18 protein-coding genes are annotated in these 21,834 nt (G+C 72.3%); 9 read left to right on the top strand and 9 right to left on the bottom strand.

Going from position 1 to position 21,834, the window contains the following annotated elements; all coding sequences use genetic code 11:
* Nucleotides 1–70: 70 nt before the first annotated feature.
* Complete coding sequence (locus ACZ7MX_RS39535) at nucleotides 71–895, top strand: sugar phosphate isomerase/epimerase family protein (RefSeq protein WP_472139547.1); 825 nt, start codon at nucleotides 71–73, stop codon at nucleotides 893–895.
* 218 nt (nucleotides 896–1,113) lie between these two features.
* A complete protein-coding gene (gene ilvD, locus ACZ7MX_RS39530; protein WP_393572646.1) occupies nucleotides 1,114–2,967 on the top strand; it encodes a dihydroxy-acid dehydratase in 1,854 nt (617 codons plus the stop codon).
* Nucleotides 2,968–3,038: 71 nt separating this feature from the next.
* Here the strand turns inward: ilvD and ACZ7MX_RS39525 are convergent, their stop codons facing one another.
* Both ACZ7MX_RS39525 and ACZ7MX_RS39520 read right to left on the bottom strand, forming a co-directional pair.
* Complete coding sequence (locus tag ACZ7MX_RS39525) at nucleotides 3,039–3,251, bottom strand: DUF397 domain-containing protein (RefSeq protein ID WP_472139545.1); 213 nt, start codon at nucleotides 3,249–3,251, stop codon at nucleotides 3,039–3,041.
* On the bottom strand, nucleotides 3,233–4,075 hold the full coding sequence (locus ACZ7MX_RS39520) for a helix-turn-helix domain-containing protein (protein ID WP_472139543.1): 843 nt from the start codon (nucleotides 4,073–4,075) through the stop codon (nucleotides 3,233–3,235). The genes ACZ7MX_RS39525 and ACZ7MX_RS39520 overlap by 19 nt, the downstream gene beginning before the upstream one ends.
* A 172-nt stretch (nucleotides 4,076–4,247) precedes the next feature.
* Between ACZ7MX_RS39520 and ACZ7MX_RS39515 the strand changes: the two genes are divergently transcribed.
* Entirely contained in the window at nucleotides 4,248–4,466 is a 219-nt protein-coding gene (locus tag ACZ7MX_RS39515; RefSeq protein ID WP_362147464.1) for a hypothetical protein, read from the top strand.
* A 133-nt stretch (nucleotides 4,467–4,599) separates the two neighbouring features.
* Here ACZ7MX_RS39515 and ACZ7MX_RS39510 read toward each other — a convergent pair whose 3' ends face one another.
* A complete protein-coding gene (locus ACZ7MX_RS39510; protein ID WP_472139541.1) occupies nucleotides 4,600–7,227 on the bottom strand; it encodes a serine/threonine-protein kinase in 2,628 nt (875 codons plus the stop codon).
* Nucleotides 7,228–7,587: 360 nt separating this feature from the next.
* On the opposite strand from ACZ7MX_RS39510, the gene ACZ7MX_RS39505 reads away from it, so the two are divergent.
* The 3 genes from ACZ7MX_RS39505 (at nucleotide 7,588) to ACZ7MX_RS39495 (ending at nucleotide 9,335) form a co-directional block, all read left to right on the top strand.
* Nucleotides 7,588–7,908: an SH3 domain-containing protein gene (locus ACZ7MX_RS39505; RefSeq protein ID WP_051823611.1), complete on the top strand. Its 321-nt coding sequence runs from the start codon at nucleotides 7,588–7,590 to the stop codon at nucleotides 7,906–7,908.
* 141 nt (nucleotides 7,909–8,049) lie between these two features.
* Nucleotides 8,050–8,604 (top strand): hypothetical protein, encoded by a 555-nt coding sequence (locus ACZ7MX_RS39500; RefSeq protein ID WP_472139539.1) that lies wholly within the window; start codon nucleotides 8,050–8,052, stop codon nucleotides 8,602–8,604.
* A gap of 122 nt (nucleotides 8,605–8,726) precedes the next feature.
* Nucleotides 8,727–9,335, top strand: a complete 609-nt coding sequence (locus ACZ7MX_RS39495) for a hypothetical protein (RefSeq protein WP_472139537.1) — start codon at nucleotides 8,727–8,729, stop codon at nucleotides 9,333–9,335.
* Nucleotides 9,336–9,711: 376 nt separating this feature from the next.
* Here ACZ7MX_RS39495 and ACZ7MX_RS39490 read toward each other — a convergent pair whose 3' ends face one another.
* Both ACZ7MX_RS39490 and ACZ7MX_RS39485 read right to left on the bottom strand, forming a co-directional pair.
* Nucleotides 9,712–10,653, bottom strand: coding sequence for a hypothetical protein (locus ACZ7MX_RS39490; RefSeq protein WP_472139557.1), 942 nt, complete (start codon nucleotides 10,651–10,653; stop codon nucleotides 9,712–9,714).
* A 95-nt stretch (nucleotides 10,654–10,748) separates the two neighbouring features.
* A complete protein-coding gene (locus ACZ7MX_RS39485) occupies nucleotides 10,749–11,474 on the bottom strand; it encodes a TetR/AcrR family transcriptional regulator (RefSeq protein WP_472139536.1) in 726 nt (241 codons plus the stop codon).
* A 299-nt stretch (nucleotides 11,475–11,773) separates the two neighbouring features.
* Here ACZ7MX_RS39485 and ACZ7MX_RS39480 point away from each other — a divergent pair, with 299 nt between their 5' ends.
* Both ACZ7MX_RS39480 and ACZ7MX_RS39475 read left to right on the top strand, forming a co-directional pair.
* Nucleotides 11,774–12,601, top strand: coding sequence for a class I SAM-dependent methyltransferase (locus ACZ7MX_RS39480; RefSeq protein ID WP_472139534.1), 828 nt, complete (start codon nucleotides 11,774–11,776; stop codon nucleotides 12,599–12,601).
* A gap of 214 nt (nucleotides 12,602–12,815) precedes the next feature.
* Nucleotides 12,816–14,012, top strand: a complete 1,197-nt coding sequence (locus tag ACZ7MX_RS39475) for an NAD(P)/FAD-dependent oxidoreductase (protein ID WP_472139532.1) — start codon at nucleotides 12,816–12,818, stop codon at nucleotides 14,010–14,012.
* 15 nt (nucleotides 14,013–14,027) lie between these two features.
* On the opposite strand, the gene ACZ7MX_RS39470 is transcribed toward ACZ7MX_RS39475, so the two are convergent.
* The 3 genes from ACZ7MX_RS39470 to ACZ7MX_RS39460 all read right to left on the bottom strand — a co-directional run bounded on the left by ACZ7MX_RS39470 (nucleotide 14,028) and on the right by ACZ7MX_RS39460 (nucleotide 18,267).
* Nucleotides 14,028–15,437, bottom strand: a complete 1,410-nt coding sequence (locus tag ACZ7MX_RS39470; protein WP_472139530.1) for a M1 family metallopeptidase — start codon at nucleotides 15,435–15,437, stop codon at nucleotides 14,028–14,030.
* Nucleotides 15,438–15,712: 275 nt separating this feature from the next.
* Nucleotides 15,713–17,335 (bottom strand): SulP family inorganic anion transporter, encoded by a 1,623-nt coding sequence (locus ACZ7MX_RS39465; protein ID WP_472139528.1) that lies wholly within the window; start codon nucleotides 17,333–17,335, stop codon nucleotides 15,713–15,715.
* Nucleotides 17,336–17,721: 386 nt separating this feature from the next.
* Nucleotides 17,722–18,267 carry a hypothetical protein gene (locus tag ACZ7MX_RS39460; RefSeq protein WP_472139527.1) on the bottom strand — a complete coding sequence of 182 codons (546 nt, stop codon included), beginning with the start codon at nucleotides 18,265–18,267 and terminating at the stop codon, nucleotides 17,722–17,724.
* Nucleotides 18,268–19,215: 948 nt separating this feature from the next.
* Here ACZ7MX_RS39460 and proC point away from each other — a divergent pair.
* Nucleotides 19,216–20,025 carry a pyrroline-5-carboxylate reductase gene (gene proC / locus ACZ7MX_RS39455; RefSeq protein WP_472139526.1) on the top strand — a complete coding sequence of 270 codons (810 nt, stop codon included), beginning with the start codon at nucleotides 19,216–19,218 and terminating at the stop codon, nucleotides 20,023–20,025.
* 265 nt (nucleotides 20,026–20,290) lie between these two features.
* On the opposite strand, the gene trpS is transcribed toward proC, so the two are convergent.
* On the bottom strand, nucleotides 20,291–21,349 hold the full coding sequence (gene trpS, locus ACZ7MX_RS39450; RefSeq protein WP_472139525.1) for a tryptophan--tRNA ligase: 1,059 nt from the start codon (nucleotides 21,347–21,349) through the stop codon (nucleotides 20,291–20,293).
* Between the last annotated feature and the right edge of the window lie 485 nt (nucleotides 21,350–21,834).

Raw genomic sequence — 21,834 nt, 5'->3', positions numbered from 1 at the left:
CCACAACGGCAAACGCGAGGGGCCCGGGCCTCCCGACCTGTGCACAGCTCCGGCCCGTACGCTGTCCCTCGTGACAGAGCCTGTGGTGCGCATCCCGGATGCGAAGGTCGCGCTGTCCACGGCCTCGGTGTATCCGGAGTCGACGGCGACGGCCTTCGAGATCGCCGCGCGCCTGGGCTACGACGGCGTCGAGGTCATGGTGTGGACCGACCCGGTCAGCCAGGACATAGAGGCGCTGCGCCGGCTCTCCGACTACCACGGTGTGCCGGTCCTGGCCGTGCACGCGCCCTGTCTGCTGATCACCCAGCGGGTCTGGTCGACCGACCCGTGGGTCAAGCTGCAGCGCGCCCGCAACGCCGCCGAGAAGCTCGGCGCCTCCACCGTGGTCGTGCACCCGCCGTTCCGCTGGCAGCGCAGCTACGCCCGGGATTTCGTCCGCGGGGTGTGGCGGATGGCCAACGAGACGGACGTGCGGTTCGCCGTCGAGAACATGTACCCGTGGCGCTACCGGGACCGCGAGATGCTGGCGTACGCCCCGGACTGGGACCCCACCAACGACGACTACCGGCACTTCACCGTCGACCTGTCGCACACCGCGACGGCCCGCAGCGACGCGCTGGACATGGTGGAGCGGATGGGCGACCGGCTGGCGCACGTGCACCTCGCCGACGGCAACGGCTCAGCCAAGGACGAGCACCTCGTACCGGGCCGCGGCAGCCAGCCCTGTGCCGAGGTGCTGGAGCGGCTGGCCGCGACCAACTTCTCCGGCCACGTGGTCGTCGAGGTCAACACCCGCCGGGCGATGTCCGCCGCCGAACGCGAAGCCGACCTGGCCGAGGCGCTGGCCTTCACGCGGCTCCACCTGGCGTCGCCGACCTGGGTGCCGGGGTCCTGACCGGGGCGAAGTAGCCGACCACGGGGTCCTGAGCGCGGCGAGGTGGCCGACCAAGGTGCCGCAGCCGGCCCGCCCCGGGGACCCGTCCGTACTCCGGTCACCCGTCTCACATACCGGAGTCAGTGTCCGGATCTTGGATCAAGAGCGTAACCTCGGGATCAGCTGCGGTATGCCGCTGCTGTACGGCTGAACGTACGTATCCCGAGGGAGTGACCATCGTGCCCGAGCTGAGGTCCCGCACCGTTACCCACGGCCGCAACATGGCGGGCGCCCGCGCCCTTATGCGCGCCTCGGGCGTAGCGGGCGCGGACATCGGCCGCAAGCCGATCATCGCCGTGGCGAACTCCTTCACCGAGTTCGTGCCGGGCCACACCCACCTCCAGCCGGTCGGCCGGATCGTCAGCGAGGCGGTCAAGGCGGCCGGCGGCATCCCGCGCGAGTTCAACACCATCGCCGTCGACGACGGCATCGCCATGGGCCACGGCGGCATGCTGTACTCCCTGCCTTCCCGCGACCTGATCGCGGACAGCGTGGAGTACATGGTCGAGGCGCACTGCGCCGACGCGCTGATCTGCATCTCCAACTGCGACAAGATCACCCCGGGCATGCTGAACGCCGCACTGCGGCTCAACATCCCGACCGTCTTCGTCTCCGGCGGCCCGATGGAGTCCGGCCGCGCCACCCTCGTCGACGGCACGGTCCGCACCCTCGACCTGGTCGACGCGATCTCGGACGCGGTGAACGACAAGATCTCCGACGCGGACATCCTCCGCATCGAGGAAAACGCCTGCCCGACCTGCGGTTCCTGTTCCGGCATGTTCACCGCCAACTCGATGAACTGCCTGACCGAGGCCATCGGCCTCTCCCTGCCGGGCAACGGCTCGGTGCTGGCCACGCACACCGCCCGCAAGGCGCTGTACGAGAAGGCCGGTCGTACGGTCGTCGAGCTCACCCAGCGCTACTACGAGGGCGGCGACGAGTCGGTCCTGCCGCGCAACATCGCCACCTTCGACGCGTTCGAGAACGCCATGGCCCTGGACATCGCCATGGGCGGCTCGACCAACACGATCCTGCACCTGCTCGCCGCCGCCCAGGAGGCGGGCGTCCCCTTCGGCCTCGAAGCGATCGACGCCGTCTCCCGCCGGGTCCCCTGCCTGGCGAAGGTCGCGCCCAACGTCGCCAAGGACCGCACGTACTACATGGAGGACGTGCACCGCGCCGGCGGCATCCCGGCCCTGCTCGGCGAGCTGCACCGCGCCGGCCTCCTCAACGAGGACGTGAATTCCGTCCACAGCCCGTCGCTCGCCGACTGGCTCAAGACCTGGGACGTGCGCGGCGGTTCGCCCTCCGCGGAGGCCGTCGAGCTGTGGCACGCGGCGCCGGGGTGCGAGAGGTCCGCGGAAGCCTTCTCCCAGTCCAAGCGCTGGGAGGCGCTGGACGAGGACGCCGAGGGCGGCTGCATCCGCTCGGCCGAGCACGCCTACTCCAAGGACGGCGGCCTCGCCGTCCTCAAGGGCAACCTGGCCGTCGACGGCTGCGTCGTGAAGACGGCCGGCGTCGACGAGTCCATCTGGACCTTCGAGGGCCCGGCGGTCGTCTGCGAATCGCAGGAACAGGCCGTCGAGAAGATCCTGAACAAGCAGGTCAAGGACGGCGACGTGGTCGTCATCCGCTACGAGGGCCCCAAGGGCGGCCCCGGCATGCAGGAGATGCTCTACCCGACCTCGTACCTGAAGGGCCGGGGCCTGGGCAAGACCTGCGCGCTGATCACCGACGGCCGCTTCTCCGGCGGCACGTCCGGCCTGTCCATCGGCCACGCCTCCCCCGAGGCGGCCGGCGGCGGCACGATCGCCCTCGTCGAGGACGGCGACCGGATCCGCATCGACATCCCGAACCGCACGATCGAGCTGCTGGTCGGTGACGAGGAACTGGCGGCGCGCCGCGAGGCCCTCGGCGGCGTCTACGCCCCCAAGAACCGCGAACGCAAGGTCTCCGCGGCCCTGCGCGCCTACGCCGCGATGGCCACCAGCGCGGACAAGGGCGCGGTCCGGGACGTGAGCCTGCTGGGCTGAGGCCCGCCGGCATCGGACGCGAAGGAGCCCCCACCTGGGTGGGGGCTCCTTCACGTTTCGCTGTCCCTGTGTCAGACGTTGGACAACTCCCCGCCCTTGACGGCGTCCACGAACGAGGTCCACGCGGCCGCCTGGAAGACGAGGGCGGGCCCGTGCGGGTCCTTGCTGTCGCGGACGGGGACGAGGGTCGGGATGTCGTCGGCGATCTCGATGCACTGGCCGCCGTCGGGGTTGCTGTAGCTGGACTTGCGCCAGGTGACGGTGCTCAGGTCGATGGCTCGCACGGCACTTCCTCCAACATCCGCATGACGAACTTCCGCGATTCGGCCGGGCTCAGCGCCAGGTCGCGCACCGCATCGTACGCGCGTTGCAATCGCTCAACCGTCCCGGTTTCCTCGATGAGTTCACCACGATGGGCGTTCTCCGTGTAAGCCACGGTTCGGCCGTCGGGGAGGCGGAGGAACATGACGTCGGTACTCACGAGGCCGTGCGGACCAGAGATGTCAGGCAGCACCTGGAGCGTGACGTTCGGAGCCGCCGCCGCCTCGGCAAGATGCTCCAGCTGCTTTCGCCATTCCGTCGGATCCCGCAATGACGCGCGCAATACCGCCTCGGAGAGGATCGTCCGGAACGGTGGCGCCTCGTCGCCCCTCAGCAACTCGCGGCGCCCTATGCGCGCTTCCACTTGCCGGGTCAGGTCGTCGCCCTTGGAGCCACCCACCGCAAGCACTTCGCGCGCGTAGCCTTCCGTCTGCAGCATGCCAGGGAAGACGCTGACACCGAAGTGCCACAAGCTCACCGCCTCCGCCTCCAGCGTCATGTACCGCCGGTACCGCTCGCGGAATTGCGTAGGGTCGCCCGCCGCCAACTCCCACAGCGTCAGCAGCAGTCCCGGTGTCCCGTAGTGCTGGTCCAGGGCCTGGACGACCTCGGGGCTGCCGAGGGTCTGGCCGCCCTCCATCTTGCCGAAGAGGGACCAGTCCCAGCCCAGCGTCTCGCCGAGCTGGCGGAGGCTGTCGCCCTTGCGGGAGCGGAGTAATCGCAGCTCCTCCACGAAGCGTTGGCGCGGCTCCTGGCTGCGGCCGGTGACCGCTCGTCTCGGCGGCATGGCGACCTCCTCCGTGGAAGGTGTGGAACGTACGTCTCAGCGCGGCGAAGTACGCCCCGCAAGGGGTATTCGCGCCCTTCTCCGCATGCATCCTGGTGACGGTTGGAATACGCACAGTAGTCGGCCTCCGGGGTTCCGGGCAGGCGAACGACAGAAGGGCTGGTTGGTCAGGATGACCGCGGAACGGATCACGGCGAACGCGGCGGCGGAAGCGGCGTGCGACGAATTGATGAGGACGCTGGCGCGGACCGGGATCGTGCTGCCGTCGCTGAGCGTCGACCCGGTGTCGTACAGCTACCAACACCCGCGTCCGCTGATCGAGTTGGGGCGGTGCAATCTGGAGACGACGTTCAAGCTGATCGCGGCGTTGAGGAAGGCGGCGGGGCGGTGAACGGTCCGACCGGGCGTTCCTCCGGGCAGCCGTCCCCGCGTCGCGTGCCGCTGCCGCGGCACCGGAGTCCGTACGCCTATGACGCCATGAGCGGGCCGATGTTCATCGACACGCCGTTGCGGACCGTGCGGCCCTACCAGGTGGACGGGTCCTTCAGCGGGGCGGAGAACACCGTGCCGTCGGGGGCCGCCGCGTAGATCCGGCCGCGGTGGGCGTCGGTCCAGGGGGCGGGGACCGTCTCCAGGTAGCCGTTGCTGCGGGTGCCGGACAGCCGTGGCCGGGTCTGGCCGATGACGCCGCCGTTGGCGGTGTCGACGGCGATCAGCCGGCCGTCGGCCGCGCTGAAGAACAGCCGGCCGCCGCTCACCACCGGCACCGACCCCCGGCTCACCGACGTCTCGGTGTACCAGTGGTGTGCCCCGGTGGCCTGCAACGCACCGCCCTCGCCCAGGAGATACACCGTTTCGCCGTGCACGACGGCGGAGACCTGGTCGGGTGAGCCGGTCACCGGGAGCGTGCGGGTGTGGCCGGTGGCGGGGTCGTACCGGAGGACGGCGGTGGTGCGGTACGACAGCTTGGGGTCGGTGACGGTGAGGAACAGCGCCCTGGGCCCCTTGGACCCATCGGGCCCCCCGATTCCCGTCGGTCCGGCCGGGGTGAGGAGGCCGGGCAGCCGGCGCGTCCAGCGGACCGTGCCGGTGGCCGGGTCGATGGCGGTGACCTGGGAGTGGGTGCCGTCGGCGGTGGGCTCGGCGGCGTACGCGGTGCGCGGCGCCCCGGCGAACGCCGTGAACAGCGGCAGTTCGTGGCCGGCGAAGCGCTTGCGCCAGCGCTGCCGGTGGGTGGCGCTGTCCAGCGCGGTGACCGTGCCGTCCGAGGCGGTCAGCAGCACGCGGTCGCCGAGGACGGCGGCTCCGCCCTCGTAACCGGAGACGTCCTTGCTCCAGCGGGTGGCGCCCCGGCCGCGGGGGGAGGGGTCGAGGGCCGAGAGCCGTTTGCCGTCGGCGGAGAAGACGTAGAGCAGCCCGCCGGAGAGCACGGGCGCGGTCGGGGTCGGGGCCTGTTTGCCGGCGGGGGCGCCGGTGTGCCGCCAGGCCACGCGGCCGGTGTCGGGGTCGAGCCGGGCGGCGGGGAGCCCGGACTGGCCGCAGAAGACGGCGCCGGAACCGCCGGTGCAGTACGCCATCTCGGCGTCGTGGCCCGGGGGGCGCGGGGTGAGCGTGGTACGCCAGGGGCGGGCGTCGCCGGTGGCGGTGCGGGGCGGGTGGGTCTGGAGCGCGGGGTCCTCGCCGGAGCCGGGGGCCAGCAGCCGGATGCCGGTGAAGACGGCGGCGACGGCCACGGTCACGGCGACGGCCACGGCGGTGAGCGGGGCGCGACGCTGGGGGCGGCCGGAATCCGGTCCGTCCTGCCGGTGGGCGCCGTCCGGCGGCCGGGGCGGAACTGGTGAGTCCGGTGGTGCGGTGCTTCCCGTTGGTGCGGGCGCCTCCGGTACCGCTGGGGGTACGGGGGCGGCGGCCCGTACGTGCGTGATCTCCGCCCGCGAGGGGCCGCCCGCGGCCCGTACCGCCCCGCCGCGCTGCTCGGGAATGCGCTGCTCGGGAATGCGCGGGCCCGGACCGCTCGGAACCGGACCGCTCGGAACCGGACCGTTCGGCACGGGACTGTTCGGCACCGGACCGTTCGGAACCGGACGGTTCAGACCTGCACCCGCACCCGGACCCGGGTCCGGGCCCGGGTCCGGAAGGTTCACGCCCGGATCCGGCATCGGGCCGGGGGACTGCGGCGACAGCAACGGCGCACCCGAGGGCGGCGCACCCCGCGTCCCGGCCTGCCCGGCCGCCCCGGTCTCCCCGGGCGGCGCGCCCGCCGTCGATCCCGGCAGCGCGCCCGGCACCGCACCGGCCACTGCGCCCGGCACCGGGTCGTCCTCGGGTGCGTCGGTCTGCAGCAGCTCCATCAGGGCGTCCGGCGTCGGCCGGTCCGCCGGGTCCTTCGCCAGGCAGCTCTCGATCAGCGGCACCAACTCCCGCGGTACGCCCGCGAGATCGGCGTCGTCGTGCACCACCTGGTACGCGACGATGTACGGGCTCTCCGAGTCGAACGGGCCGCGCCCGGTGGCGGCGTGCACCAGCACCGAGCCCAGCGCGAAGACGTCCGCCGCCGGGCCGACCTCGCGCGGCCGCTGGAACTGCTCGGGCGCCATGAACGGCGGCGTACCGATCAACTTGCCCGTCTCGGTGCGCATATCGCTGTCGGACGGGCGCGAGATGCCGAAGTCGATGACTTTCGGCCCGTCCGCGGCGAGCAGCACGTTCCCCGGCTTCAGATCGCGGTGTACGACCCCGGCGCGGTGGATGTCGCGCAGCGCCTCGGCGAGCCCGGCGGCCAGCCGACGCACCTCCCCGGGGGTCAGCGGGCCGTTCCGCTTCACATGCTCGGAAAGCGTCGGGCCGGGAATGTGGAGGGTGGCCATCCAGGGGCGTCCGGCGTCCGGGTCGGCGTCCACGACGGGGGCCGTGAAGGCCCCGCTGACCCGGCGGGCGGCCGCCACCTCCTGCCGGAACCGCCCCCGGAACTCCGGGTCCTGGGCGAATTCCGCATGGATGACCTTGACCGCGAGCAACAGTCCGGAGGAGGAGCGGGCCAGATGGACCACGCCCATACCGCCGGCCCCGAGCCGCGCTTCCAGCCGGTATTTCCCGGCGTATTCCGGACGCTCCGCTTCCGGGCCGATGCCGGAATCGCGCAGCGCTGGCATGGTTCCACCCCCGTGTCATTCCCCGTGCCAATCGGTCGCAGGTGCGACGCGCGGAGCCTAGTCGATGGCACGTGCGAAAGCGCTGAGGCTTGCTAGCGTGCGCGTGGCACAACCGGCCCGGTATCGCTGGGCGTCACAGAACCAGCCCGGTATCGCCGGGCTCATAGAACCGGTTCGGCACCGCTGGGCGTCACATAACCCGTCCGGCACCGCTGGGTGTCACGCATCCCGTCCGGTATCGCCGGGCGTCACAGAACCAGCCCGGTACCGCTGGGCGTCACATAACCCGTCCGGCACCGCTGGGCGTGGTACCAACGGCCCGGCACCGCCGGCCGGAGAATCGTCAACGGGGGAATCGACATGACGACGACGCAGGAATCCGAATCCGCTGAGCCGGTCGACGACGGCCAGGTGCTCGCCGCAGCCGGGGGACTCAGCTATCCGGTCGCGCCCGGCTACCGCGTCAAGGTCCGCAAGGGCCCCGGCACCGACTACCCGGTCGTCCGGCGGCTGGCGGAGGGCGCACGGATCGAGATCCGCTGCCAGCGGCACGGGGAGCGGGTCAGTGGCCCGTACGGCACCTCGGACATCTGGGACAGCATCGGCCCCGGCCAGTACATCTCCGACACGTACGTCCACACCGGCAGCGACGGCATGGTCGCGCCGCGCTGCATGGGGTGAGGGCTGGGTGGCGGGTGGCGGGTGGCGTCCGGTGGCAGGGGGGCGCGGGCGTTGTAAGGGCTGAGCGTCGTGGGGTGTGCGTGCCGCCTGCGCTGAGCGGGCCCCGCGTCCTGGGATGAGGGCGCGGGGATAATCGGTGCCATGAGCGACGAGCAGACGCCGCACCCCGGCCGTGCGGACGCCGGCGGGCCGGAGAGTGACGGCCCGCAGCCGGAGCCGATCCGTTTCTTCGGCACCACCTGGGTCCACCACGACGGCGGCTACGCGCTGCGCCGGGCCGGCGTCGCGGTGGGCTCGCTGGCGCTCGCCGCGGCCGGGGCCGTCGTGCTGCGCTTCGCGTTCCAGGGGCTGGAGATCGCCGCGGTCGGCCCGTTCGTCGGCATCCTGGTGGTGGCCGGCTTCGCCATCTGCAGCGCGCTGGCCTTCCGCCGCACCTGGGACGGCTTCGTACGCCGCCCCGGCGCGCCGGCGGCGGGCGCGGCCGACACGTCGGGGCAGAGCCTGATGCTCATCGGCTTCATCGGGTCGCTGCTGGCGTACTTCTGCCGCAGCCTCGTCGAGGCCCCGGGGGAGCGGCTGCACCGCGCCGAGTACGCCGCGGCCCGCGAGCGCCACGAACGCCGCCGCGGCACCCGTACGGGCAACCCGGCAGCCCGAAAGCCCCAGAGCCCGAAGCGGCCCAAGAACCGCCACTGAGGTTGCGTCCGGTCCGTAAGCCCCGCCAACCGGGCGGGGCTTGCCGGCCGGCCCGGCATGGCGCCGTGGCGGGGCGTGGTGTGCCCGGATGCTGAGGGCCTCCGAGCCACGCGGGAGAGACCATGGGCGACCACTTCGGCCTTCAAGAAGCCCGGCAAACGGCCTCGGTCGGCACGAGCCGCGACACGCCCGGTCAGCCGGGGGTCATCGGCATCGCGCTCGCCGCCGTGCTCACGGCCGCACTCGCGCAGGGGTCCTGGCAATGGTTCGCCACCTACATCGGCGTGACCCTCCTCGCGGTGATCTTCTCCTTCCAGCGACTGCCGACACGGACGCCCGGATCCGCGTACCTACGGAACCTGGTGGCGTATGCGCTGGTCGTCGGCCTGTGCGTGGCGATCACCCTGGCCCCGATGCTGCAGCGCTGGTCGTGGCTGTTTCCGATGCCGGGCACGCGGGCCGCGTGTCCTGCGCTGGGCAGGTACGAGGCCATCCGGGCGGAGGCCGCACTCGCGCACCTGGCCGGTCGCGACGGCACCGCCCTGGCTCACGCGCAGGCAGCCCAGAGCCATATCGCCGTTGCCGACTGCCTGTCAGCCACCACGACCCTGTGGCTGCCTGTGTACGGGACCGCGGCGGCCGTACTGGTGGGCCTGGGCGCATGGTCCCTCGACCGGGCCCGGACGAGGGACCATGCGCCCGGGGCGGCCATGACCACCCGCAAAGGGTGACGAGGGGGCGCCCACGGAAGACGCCCGGCTCGTCGTACGTCCCCTGCTCGCGACACGTTCCCTGCTCGGGGTAAGCACCTCCTCGGGGTAAGGCCCTGTGCGTGGTGGGCACCTGCTCGGGGTGAGTCCCTCGCGCGGCAGGCCCTCCTCGGGGTGAACCCCTGCTCGGGGTGGGCCCATGCTCGGAATACGTCCCGCCCTGCCGGCGGCCCGGAATACCCTTCAGTCGGCCCGCGTTGTGGCCTGCAAGGGGCGCGCCCGTCCCCTAAGGGATCGTTCGCCCGCCCCCTAAGGGAGCCCCCAAGCGGCACCTGCTCAGCAGCAGCACCCACCGCTTCCCGTCCCGGGCCGCTCAGCCGTCCCCCCACCCGGCCGCTCATGCCCTCCCGTACCGAGCCCCCATCGCCGCGAACACCTCTCGCGGCTCCCAGCGCGTCTCGTCGAGCATCGTCACCACGCCGTACGACGTGAGGTCGGCGCCCTTACGGGTGTTGAACGCGGCGAAGGTGAACCACAGGGCGGTGTCGACGCCCTCCTCCTCGAAGACGTCCAGCAGTTCGCCGAAGTAGCGCACCTGCTCGCCCTCGTCCGGTACCGCACCCGCCGGCGGCTGCCAGGCCAGCCCGCCCCGCTCGCCCGCGCCCCGGTAGGCGCAGGTGCCGAATTCGGTCACCGCGACCGGCTTGCCGTGCGCGAAGTGCTCGCGCACCTCCTCGCGGAACCGCCCCGCGTTGTACGCCGCCCGGTACGCGTCCACGCCCACGAGGTCGAACGGCCGCCAGTCGACCTTCTCCCAGGGGCCCGAGGCGTAGGTGATCCGCCCGCCGAAGCGGCCCCGCACCAGCTCCGCGACCTCGGCGAGGAAGCCGTTGAGCCGCTCCTGCACCGGCCCCAGCGACATCCACCAGTCCCGGTCCCCGCTCACCATGGCGTCCAGCCGGTCGCCGTACTTCTCGCCAGGGATGAAGCCCGAGCAGAACGCGCTGATCTCGCAGCCGGCGACGAACACCACCTCCGCCCCGCCGGCCCGTACGGCCTCGGCGCGGTCCGCGCAGTCCGCGAAGAACGTCCGCAGCTCCGCCGGCCCCAGATCCACCGGGAACGGCGCGAACCACACCTCAAGTCCGGCCTCCGCCGCGCAGCGGGCGGCCACGCTCAGCCGCTCCGGATCGCCGCCCGATATCCGCACCGCGTCGCAGTGCAGGTCCCGGGCGATGACCGCCATGTCCTTGCGGACGGCCTCCTCGACGAAGCTCTTCCGCGAAAAGTCCTCGCCGGGAAGGAACCCGGTGTCGTAGTTGATTCCCCGTGCGCGCATGATCTGTTCGGTGTCCCCTCGGGTCATGGTGCGTTGTGTGCGCTGTCTACGCCTTGAGGCCGCGTATGCGCCTCTACGCCACGCCTACGCGCTCGCTACGCCGTGTGCGCTTGCTGTGCCGTGTTTGCCGTGTGCGTCTCAAGGCCGTCCGCCAGCAGGGAGAACGCCAACTCGACGTCCTGGGCGAGTCGTTGGCGGGCGTCGTCCAGCGAGGTGCCGTCGGCCAGCCGGCGGAAGAACGCCTCCTGGAGCGTGACCAGCGACGCGCTGATCTGGGCCGCCATCAGGACGGCGATCATCTCCCCCCGCCCCCCAGCATCCCGGTTCCCGGCGTCCCGGTCCCGGGTGTCCCGGTCCCCGGCGTCCCGGTCCCCGCCTTCCTCCCTGGCCGCCACGGCAGCCTCCCCCTTGAGGGCCTCGGCTAGCTGCTGCCGCTGCTGATAGAGCAAGGCGTTGGCGGCGGTGCTGAGTGCGGGGCTGTCGAAGATCACTCGGATCCGGGAGACCAGCACCTCGGGGTCGAGCCCGGTCATCGGCCCGGCCGCCAACGCCCGGAAGTGCGCCCGGAGCGCCTCCAGCGGGGACTGCCCGGCCGGCCGCCGGGTGACGATCCCCGCCAGGTCGTCGTCCCCGACCCCCTGGAGCGCCAGCGACTCCTTCGTCGGGAAGTACGCGAACAACGTCGCCTTGGCGACCTCGGCGGCCTCCGCGATCTCGTTGACCGTCACCGCCTCGAACCCGCGCTCCGCGAACAATCGCCAGGCGACCGCCGCGATCCGCTGCCGCGTCTGCGCCTTCTTCCGCTCCCGCAATCCGGCCATGGTGGGACTATAGCCAGACCGAGCCTGAAAGTGAACCCGGTATGGTTTTTTCGGCCTCCTGCAGCTCGCGGCTCCCGCTCCGACGGCGCGCACCAGCTCCTGCGGCTCCTGCGGCTCCCGATGGTGGCTGGGTGTCGGTGGCTGCCTGTGAGCAGCTACCTGTTTGTGTCGTCCCGATCGTGGCTGCCGGCGTTCGGCTGCCGGTTCTTGCGAAGCGGCGGCGCGGCGGGCGATCACGCGGCAGCATGACGCGTATGACGCGTATGACGCGTATGACGCGTATGACGCGTAGGACCCGTATGACCGGCACCCCGCACCCGCCCGTGCAGCCGCCGCCCCCGGGCAGCCTCGCCCGCTCCTTCGACGCCGTGGCCGGGCAGTACGCGTCCGCCCGGCCCGGCTATCCACCGGCTCTCTTCGCCGCGATCGAGGAACTGGCCGGACGGCCGCTGGCCGGGGCGCGGGTGCTCGACGTCGGGGCGGGAACGGGCATCGCGACCGACCTGCTCACGGCGCGCGGCGCGCAGGTGACCGCCGTGGAGCCGGGCGCCGCCATGGCCGCCGAACTGCACGCCGCCCATCCGGACGTCCCGCTCGTCCGCGGCGTCGGTGAGGCGCTCCCGTTCCCCGACGACGCGGGCTTCGACCTCGTCGGCTACGCCCAGGCCTGGCACTGGACCGACCCGGCGCGCTCCGTTCCGGAGGCGCTGCGCGTGCTGCGGCCCGGGGGCGCGCTCGCGCTGTGGTGGAACGTCCCCGACCCGGACGTCGCCTGGGCCGCCGAACAGGAGGCCAGGCTCGCCCGCCGGCTCCCCGGCTACCACGCCCACCCGATCGCGCCGGAGGCCCCCGGCCTGCTCCGCGGCCTCGGCCTGGGCCTGCACCCGGAATGCCGCGTGCTGCACTGGACCCGACGGGTTCCCCTCGACACCCACCTCGCCATGCTCGGCAGTCGCTCGTACTTCGCTGCCCTCGGCCCCACGGCCGCCGCCCCCGTCCTGGCGGCCGAACGGGCCGCCCTGCTGGACGTCTTCCCAGACGGTGAGGTCGAGGAGGCGTACGCCCTCGACCTCACCGTCGCCCTCCGCCCACCGATGTCACACCCGGCCCGGCCACGCCGTCCTTGATGTCACACCCGGCCCCGCCACGCCGTCCTTAAGGGCGGGCTCCCGAAGAGCGGACCCGAAGAGCGGGCCCCGAACGGGCAGACCCGAAGGGCACGTCCCCATGGGCAGGCCCCCGGGCAGGCCGTCGGCCCGGCGCCGTCGACCCGGCCGTCGACCCGGCGGACGGGCCGGGCGGCGGACCGGGCGGGTGAACGGAGCGAGAGAGGAGCCGCACGTGCCGGAAGCGAGCAAGGACACCCCGAGCAAGGACACCCCGAGCAAGGACACCACGAGGAACGCGGACCACCGGCCCCGCGCCGCACGCCCCCGCGCCCGCAAGGCCGCAGGCGGCAGGGTCGTCGTCCTCGGCGGCGGCTACGCGGGCATGATGGCCGCGCTGCGGCTCGCCCCGCACGCACAGGTGACGCTGGTCGACCCCGGCGACCGGCTCACCGAACGGGTACGGCTGCACGAAGTCGCCGCCGGACGGCCCGAAATAGCCCATTCCCGGGCCGAGTTGCTGCGCGGCACCGGCGTCGAGCACCTCGCCGCCCGGGCCACCGCCCTCGACCCCGACGCCCGCGCCGTGCACACCGACCGCGGCCGCAGCCTCCTCTACGACCGCCTGGTCTACGCCCTCGGCAGCCACACCGACCCGCGCGGCGCCGGGCAGCGGTCCTTCACCGCCGAGACCGCCACCGCCCTCCATCAGCGGCTGCTGACCGGGCCCGGCGCACTGGCGGTGGTCGGCGGCGGCCTCACCGGCATCGAGATGGCCGCCGAACTCGCCGAGGCCCACCCCGAGTGGCAGGTCCGGCTGCTCACCGGCGGCGAACTCGGCCCGGGACTGTCGGCCCGCGGCCGCTCCCACGTACGGACCGTCCTCGCCCGGCTGCGGGTACCCGTCACCGAAGGCCGGCACGTCGCCGACGCGGACGACCTGGACGAGGACGCCGTGGTGTGGACGGCCGCCCTGCGGGCCACCGGGGACCTCGCCCGGGCCGCGGGCCTCGACACCGACCCGGCAACCGGCCGCATCCGGGTCGACGCCGCACTGCGCTCGGTCAGCCATCCGGACGTCTACGTCGCCGGCGACGCGGCCGAGGCCCGGTCCCCGCGGGCCGGCACCCTCCGCATGGCCTGCGCCACCGCCCTGCCGACCGGCGCCCACGCGGCCGCCGGCATCATCGCCGAACTCCGCGGCACGGAGCCCCGCCCGCTGTCGTTCTCCTACTTCGTGCAGTGCGTGAGCCTGGGCCGGCACGACGGCCTGATCCAGTCCGTACGCGCCGACGACACCCCACGCGAAACGGTCCTGACCGGCCGCCCGGCCGCCCACGTCAAGGAACAGGTCGTCCGCTCCACCCGCCGCTTCCTCACCCTCATGGCCCGCCACCCGGCCGCGGCCCGCCTGATCCCGAATGTCAGGTAGCTCGGACCGGCGCCCTCAGAACACCCGTTCCGGCTTCCCCTTCCCGTACAGCCAGGCGTCGAAGAGGGGCTTCAGGTCCACGTCCGTGCGCGCCTGGCAGAAGGCGATGAAATCCTTCGAACCGGCGTTGGAGTAGCGGTACTTGGCCGGCCACTCCTTCAGGATCCGGAAGAACGTCTCGTCACCCACGGCCTTGCGGAGTTGCTGGAGCAGCATCGCGCCGCGCTCGTAGACGGCCGTGCCGGTGACGTTCTTCGCGGCGCCCGGCCGGCCCGGCGGGAAGTCCCAGCGCTCGTTGTGCGGATCGTCCTTGTAGAGCGCGTCGAACTGCTGCTGGGGCGTCTTGCCGCCCTCGTGCTCGTCCCACAGCCACTCGGTGTAGGTCGCGAAACCCTCGTTGAGCCAGGTGTCCTGCCAGGTCTTCGGCGTCACCGCATCACCGAACCACTGGTGCGCCATCTCGTGCACGACGGTCACGGTGTCCGGCGCCCCGGCGTAGACCGGTTTGGTCTGGGACTCCAGCGCGTACCAGTCGATCCGCGGCGGCGTGTGGTCGACGATCGCGCCCGCCGAGGAGAACGGGTACTTCCCGAACAGCCCGCTCTCCCACTTGATGATCTCCGGCAGCCGGGCCAGCGGCTCCCGGCTCGCCGCGGCCTCCGCCGGGTCCACCGCGACGTACAGCGGCAGCCCGCCGGGCGTGCGGGAGGTGTGGACGTCGAACGTGCCGATGGTGGCGGTCGCCAGATAGCTGGCCATCGGCTCCGGGTTGTGCCAGGTGAACGTGGCCTTCCCCTTGGACGCCTTCTCCGACCGCAGCTCCCCGTTGGCGACGGCCGTATAGCGCCGCGGAACGGTGATCCGGAAGTCGTAGGTGGCCTTGTCCCCCGGGTGGTTGTTGCCGGGGAACCACGTCATCGCCCCGGCCGGCTCCCCCGACACGAACGCCCCGTCGGACGTCGTGACCCACCCCTCCGTCGACCCGTCCGGGTCCTTCAGTTCCTGCGGGGTGCCCGCGTACTCGACGGTGGTACGGAACTGCGTGCCCTTCGCGATCCCCACCGGCGGCCGCACCGTGATCTTGTGGCCCTTGCGGGAGAACGACGCGTCCTTGCCGTCGACGCGTACCGCCGACACCCGCAGCCCCTCCAGGTCCAGCTTGAAGGAGCGCAGGTCCTGGGTGGCCCGGGCGGTGATGTCCGCCGTCGCGTCCAGATGCTTCCGCTTGACGTCGTAGTCCAGGTCGAGGCCGTAATGCCGTACGTCGTAACCGCCGTTCCCGAGCGCCGGGAAGAGCGGGTCGCCCACCCTGCCGCTGCCCGCCGTCCCGGTGGCGCTCAGGGCGGCACCGGTGCAGGAGGACAGCAGCAGGGCGACGGACAGGGCAGCGGTCGCCCCGCAGCGACGAAGGGGCCGGCGGTTCACAGCGCTCCTAGGGGTTAGCGGTCACCAGCCCTTTGACCCTACGGTCATTTCCGCCGTAACGCCGCTCTGTTGTTGTAAGGCCCGTTCGACGCCGTAAGCCCCGCGGCCGGCGATAACGACCACCGGGGGTTACGGGCCTACGGGCCTGGGGCCGCAGGCCCGTAGGTCTCCCGGGTCCCGGGCCCCGGGCTTACGGCCCACGGGCTTCCGCGCAGCCCCCGGCTTCCGCACTGACAACCCACAGACCTACGGCCTACGGCCTACGGGCCTCCGGCCTACGGCGCCACGGACGGCGTGGTCCGCCGCGCCGTCCCGTCCGGTCCACGGCGCTGCTCCTCCCAGTTGCCGAGCGCCGCCGCACACGCATGGTCGAGATGGCGCAGCCCGGACAGATCCAGCTCGATCTCCCGGTCCCGGGGCAGCGCCTCCAGCTGGTCGAGCAGCTTCGGCAGCCGCAGGAACGTCGCATGACCCACGGCCCGAACCCGGATCGCCCCGCTGCCCTCCAGACCGGTCACCTCCAGGTGCACCTGCGAGGTCTCCCACGCCGACTTGGCGACGGCCAGCAGCAGCCCGAGCAGCACCCCCTCAAACATGTTGGTGGCCACGATCGCCACCGCCGTCGCCGCCAGCACCACGGCCTCACCCCGGTGCTCCCGCCACAGCGGCCGCCACGTCTTCACCGGCAGCAACTTCCAGCCCGCGTGCACCAGGACGGCCGCGAGTGCCGCGATCGGTACGACGCCCAGCGCGGCCGGGAACGCCGCCGCGAACACCAGCAGCCACACACCGTGCAGCACCCGCGACGCCTTGGTCCGCGCCCCCGCCTGCACATTGGCCGCGCTGCGCACGATCACCGCGGTCATCGGCAGCGCCCCGAGCAGACCGCACACCGTGTTGCCGGCGCCCTGGGCCATCAGCTCCTTGTCGTAATCGGTCTTCGGCCCGTCGTGCAGCCGGTCCACCGCCGCCGCGCTGAACAGCGATTCCGCCGAAGCGATCAGCGCGAAGGCGAACACCGTGCCCAGCACCCCGGCCACCGCACCGGCCTCCAGCAGCCGGGCGACATCCGCCCCACCCGGCGGCTGGACCACTTCCAGCAGCCCCGAAACCTCGACCCGCGCCACCGGCAGATCCAGCACCGCCACGGCGACGGTGGCCAGCGCCACCGCGACCAGCGGCGCGGGCAGCACCCGCGCCGCCCGCCGCCACTTCGGCCACAGCACCAGCACCGCCAGCGCCGACGCCCCGACCGCCAGCGCCAGCAACGCCGGGTCGGACCCGATGGTGTCCACCGCGAGGTCCGGCAACCCACCCAGATTCGCCGGCCCGTTGCCCGGTGCCTTCGCGTCCACCAGCGCGTACACCTGCCCGGCGATCAGCACCAGCCCGATGCCCGCCAGCATCCCCTGGACGACCGCGACCGAGATCGCCCGGAACCACCGCCCCAGCCGCAGCGCCCCCATCACCAGCTGCAGCACCCCGGCGCTCAGCACCAGAACGCCCAGCGCACCGAGCCCGTACTCCTGCACGGCCTCGTAGACCAGCACGGTCAGCCCGGCGGCCGGCCCGCTGACCTGCAGACTGCTCCCCGGCAGCAACCCGGTGAGCAACCCGCCGACGATCCCGGTGACCAGCCCCAACTCGGCCGGCACCCCGGACGCCACGGCCACCCCGACACACAGCGGCACGGCAACCAGGAACACCACGACCGAGGCGGTGACATCGGCACGGACGTGACGCGGACGGCCGCGACGCCCCGAAGGGACGGAGCGAGCCGCACGGCCTTCACGTACTTCCCGCCCCTCACGGGACGGCACGACGTCCCGACGGAACTTTTCCGCCTCCCGCCGGGCCGACCTGCCCTGCGGGGACGATGCGTGCTTCGGGGACGACATGTCCTGCAGGGACGATGCGTCCTTCGTGGACGATGCGTCCTTCGGAGACGCTGCGTCCGGCCGGGACGGTACGGGCCGGGGCGGTACGGGCCGGGACGGTGACGGTATGGACGGCTGGACGGAACGGCCGCGACGGACTCGGAACCTACGCATGAGATGCCTCCAGCGAATCGGAATGCGGCGACCCGGAACGCGGACACACACGGCAGGCACGAACCAGCACGGCCGGGCACGGGCACGAGGCCGCACACGAGCGCGTACGGGTCCGCACCGCCACGCGCGAACCGCGCGGCAGGCGCCATGAAGGGTGCGGAGCGATGACGGCTGGATTCCGTCGGATGCGCGGGCCGGGGGAGGGCCCTGGGGCAGCTCTCAGCTCACAGTTCTCAGCAGCGGAAAACGAGATGGTGGACCGGCAGTTCACCCGACCTCGACAACGGCACTGCCTGACGCCCCGTCAGCGGCGCGCTGATCGCCGGCCGGCCCTCAACGGTCCGTACGGGCGCGGCGGTCGACACAACGTTCCCCGACGGCACCGGAGCGCACAACGAACCGGTGGACCGCCCACCCCGCCGCGCCGGACACCCCTGCTGGGCAGCGTGCGGGTCCGCGAAACCATCCCCGACCACCGGCCCCTCAGCCGCCGACAGCCCCGCCTCGCCCAAGCGCCCAGCCTCACGCCCAGCCGCGCGCTCTGACCCCCCGACGCCGTACCCGACCACCTCAAGATCGCCGTACCCGACCACGCGCGGGTCGACGTACCCGGCCGGCGCGACCGAAACCGAACCCCACCGCCCACCCACCCCGTATACACCCGCGCCAACGGAGGGAGCCAAGGACAGCGCCGGCACGAACCCCACGACGAGGCCCACCACAACGACCACGGCGATCAACAGGAGCCGGCCGAGGCCGCCGACCCGGATCTTCGCCATCGTCGCCCCTTCCGGCGCGGCTGGACAGGTCACCCCATTGTGTCGAGCCTCAGCCGCCGAGCCGCCGCTCCGCAGGTAACCACCCTGTAAACGCGGGGTTATCCAACAGGACGGAATGGTTCCGTTCACTCCAGCGCCCGCCGGCGCACCCAACCCACCCCCACGCGCCACCCCCCACCCCACTTCCACCCGCCACGCCATCCCCCGACGCCAGCCCCCTCCCACGCCAACCCCGCCGCACCCCGCAACAACCCGCAACCGCCCCCTATGAACCCCGACCCCTATAAACCCCGACCCCAGAACCCCAGCCCCGGAACGCCCGCCCAACTCCCGCCGCTCAACCCGAAATGCCCGCCCAACTCCCTCCGCTCCGCCCCACGCCCCACCCCTCTCACTCTCTGCTACTCTCAACAGGAACTAATCACTCTCCGTAATCGTTGCCGGAATAAGGAGGCAGCGGCGCCGGCCCACAGGCACCCCGCAGCCACACCCAACCGAAGACGCACCACTCCAACCCACTCCGCTACGTCCCCAGCCCCACCAACCACCCCAGCCCCCGACCGCCCGCCTCACCGCCACCGACCGTGGACCGTCCCCGACCGCCGGCCCGCCCCCGGCCCGCCCCGGCACCCTGCGAAAGCCCCGTCACCCCCGCCACCCCACCGCCGACGTGCGCCCGCGACGTGTGCCCCGCCCAACGCCCCGCCCACATGACCCGGCCCCTCCCACCCCCGCGCCTCTGCCTCGGTACGCGATGCCAGGCGCAAGCCGTGCCGTGGTCCACCCAGCGGAACGCGCCGCCAGTGGCCAACCCGCGGTGCGAGGATGACGACAGCAGGCACATGGTGGAGGCGGTCGGCGGACGAAGGCGCAGCTGCCACCCCCCGCCACCACACGCACCCGTAGAAGCAGCACCGGCACAGCGCAGCGGAAAGGCGAACCGGCACCATGACCCAGAAGGTCGCAGTCCTCGGCACCGGAAAGATCGGCGAAGCCCTCCTCAGCGGAATGATCCGCGGCGGCTGGGCCCCCTCCGACCTGCTGGTCACCGCCCGCCGCCAGGAGCGCGCCGCCCAACTGCACGACCGTTACGGCGTCGAAGCGGTCAGCAACGCCGAGGCCGCCAAGTACGCCGACACCCTGATCCTCACCGTCAAGCCCCAGGACATGGGCACCCTGCTCCGCGAGCTGGCCCCGCACGTCCCCACCGACCGCCTGGTCATCAGCGGCGCAGCCGGCATCCCCACCTCGTACTTCGAGGAGCGCCTGGCCACCGGCACCCCGGTCGTCCGGGTCATGACGAATACCCCGGCCCTCGTCGACGAGGCGATGTCCGTCATCTCCGCCGGCACCCACGCCACCGCCGCCCACCTCACCCTCGCCGAGGAGATCTTCTCCACCGTCGGCAAGACCCTCCGCGTCCCCGAGAGCCAGCAGGACGCCGCGACCGCCCTTTCCGGCTCGGGCCCCGCGTACTTCTACTTCCTCGTCGAGGCCATGACAGACGCTGGCATCCTGCTCGGTCTGCCCCGCGACAAGGCCCACGACCTCATCGTCCAGGCCGCGATCGGCGCCGCCGTGATGCTCCGCGACAGCGGCGAACACCCGGTCAAACTCCGCGAGAACGTCACCTCGCCGGCCGGCACCACCATCAACGCCATCCGCGAACTGGAGAACCACGGCGTCCGCGCCGCCCTCATCGCCGCCCTCGAAGCCGCCCGCGACCGCAGCCGCGAACTGGCCACCGGCAACGGCTGACCCGAAGCCCCCGTACGTCTGCCCCCTCCCCCCCCCGCAGCCTCGACCCGGCTGTGCGTCCACTCGGCGTGCCCCTACGAGGCCGTTTGTGAGCGTTGGCCCGGTGTGAGCGTGGCCGTACGTCTTCGGAGGGGCGTGCCTCTTCATGGGGCGCACCCGCACCTCGGTACGCCCCCTACGAAACACGGGCACGCTCCTACGGGGGCCCGCCCCCATGGGCGAGCCCCCGAATGCCTATGCAGCTACGCCCGCTGGCCCTACGCCCCTAAACGCCCACCCCCATGGCCCGATAAGCCGCGTCCACCCGTGGTTTCGCCAAGTCGCGGGCCCGTTCGGCCCCGGTTCGTAGGATTTCGTCGACGTACGCCGGGTTCGCCGCCAGTTCCGCATGGCGTTCGCGTACCGGCCGCAGGGTTTCCACCACCGCGTCCGCCACGTCCTTCTTCAGGGCGCCGTACGACGCGTAGCCCTCGGCCAGCCGCTCAGGGTCCCCGTCCGTACAGGCCGCCAGTACATCCAGCAGGTTCGCGATCCCCGGCCGCGCCTCCCGCTCGTAGACGACATCGTCGCCGTCGTCGGTCACCGCCCGCATCACCTTCTTCCGCACGGCGTCGGGCTCGTCCAGCAGAAAGACGGTCCCCGCCGTCCGGACGTGCGACTTGCCCATCTTCGACGTCGGATCCTGCAGATCCATCACCCGCGCGGCCACCCGCGGACGCGTCGCCTTCGGTACGACGAACGTCGCCCCGTACCGCTGGTTGAACCGCACCGCGAGGTCCCGAGTCAGTTGCACATGCTGGGTCTGGTCGTCCCCGACCGGCACCTCGTCCGTCCCGTACGCGAGGATGTCCGCCGCCATCAGCGCCGGATACGTCAGCAGCGACAGCCGCACACTGCCGCCGCGCGCCTGCTCCCGCGCCGCCTTCTCCTTGTACTGGATCATGCGCCGCATTTCCCCGTCGGTGGCGGTGCACTCCATCAGGTACGCCAGCCGCAGATGCTCGTCGACATGGCTCTGCACGAAGACCGTGCACCGCTCCGGATCCAGCCCCGCGGCCAGCAGCAGCGACGCGGCCTGCCGGCTCAGGCGCCGCACCCGCGCCGGATCGTGTTCCACGGTCAGCGCGGGCAGATCCACCACGCAGAACAGCGCGTCCGCCCGGTGCTGCTCTTCCGTCACCCACCGCCGCACCGCCCCGAGGTAGTTCCCCAGCGTCAGATGCCCCGTCGGCTGCACCCCGCTGAACACCCGCACGCGACCGCCGTGCCCCGGCACCAGGGCGCCCCCGGCCCCGCCGGCCTGCTCCCGCACCAGTTCAGTCATCCGTCATCTCTCCCGATTCCCGCACTCCCGGAGCTCCCGGGGTGCGCATCGAGACCGCCGATCTCGCCGGCCGGCTACGAGAAGCAGAAACGCGAACGGCCGCCGAGGCGGCGGCCGTGGTCATGCATGCGCTGTGGTCGGCCGCCGTCAGGCGGGCCACCACTGCTGTACGAGCGCATGCGCAGTCATGCGGCCCAAAGTACCGCGCAAATCCGTGCCCGGCACGGGTTTGAAGCACCTCACCCGCTCGTGTAGGGTTCTCCGAGTTGCCACGGAGCCGACCGGCCCCGGACAACCATCCCGCCGCCTCGCGGCACACCACTACTGCACGGCCCCTCACCGGGAACAATTTCGGCATGCCGAAATTCGGACCGCGGCGCGATTATGCGACGACGAGGAATTCCGCTAACGTAGTGAACACGCCGAAAGGCGCGGCAAAACCCCCTCCGACGGGGAATCGGAAACGAATTCGGACCGGTAAACGG

It is taken from the genome of Streptomyces sp. NPDC107765, assembly GCF_055657085.1.
This window is presented reverse-complemented; position numbering and strand designations above follow the sequence as displayed.

Coding starts and splice junctions, on each gene's coding strand:
- ACZ7MX_RS39520 (WP_472139543.1), bottom strand. CDS start 4,075: ATGCCGCCGAGACGAGCGGTCACCGGCCGCAGCCAGGAGCCGCGCCAA.
- ACZ7MX_RS39515 (WP_362147464.1), top strand. CDS start 4,248: ATGACCGCGGAACGGATCACGGCGAACGCGGCGGCGGAAGCGGCGTGC.
- ACZ7MX_RS39510 (WP_472139541.1), bottom strand. CDS start 7,227: ATGCCAGCGCTGCGCGATTCCGGCATCGGCCCGGAAGCGGAGCGTCCG.
- ACZ7MX_RS39505 (WP_051823611.1), top strand. CDS start 7,588: ATGACGACGACGCAGGAATCCGAATCCGCTGAGCCGGTCGACGACGGC.
- ACZ7MX_RS39500 (WP_472139539.1), top strand. CDS start 8,050: ATGAGCGACGAGCAGACGCCGCACCCCGGCCGTGCGGACGCCGGCGGG.
- ACZ7MX_RS39495 (WP_472139537.1), top strand. CDS start 8,727: ATGGGCGACCACTTCGGCCTTCAAGAAGCCCGGCAAACGGCCTCGGTC.
- ACZ7MX_RS39490 (WP_472139557.1), bottom strand. CDS start 10,653: ATGCGCGCACGGGGAATCAACTACGACACCGGGTTCCTTCCCGGCGAG.
- ACZ7MX_RS39485 (WP_472139536.1), bottom strand. CDS start 11,474: ATGGCCGGATTGCGGGAGCGGAAGAAGGCGCAGACGCGGCAGCGGATC.
- ACZ7MX_RS39480 (WP_472139534.1), top strand. CDS start 11,774: ATGACCGGCACCCCGCACCCGCCCGTGCAGCCGCCGCCCCCGGGCAGC.
- ACZ7MX_RS39465 (WP_472139528.1), bottom strand. CDS start 17,335: ATGTCGTCCCCGAAGCACGCATCGTCCCCGCAGGGCAGGTCGGCCCGG.
- ACZ7MX_RS39460 (WP_472139527.1), bottom strand. CDS start 18,267: ATGGCGAAGATCCGGGTCGGCGGCCTCGGCCGGCTCCTGTTGATCGCC.
- proC (WP_472139526.1), top strand. CDS start 19,216: ATGACCCAGAAGGTCGCAGTCCTCGGCACCGGAAAGATCGGCGAAGCC.
- trpS (WP_472139525.1), bottom strand. CDS start 21,349: ATGACTGAACTGGTGCGGGAGCAGGCCGGCGGGGCCGGGGGCGCCCTG.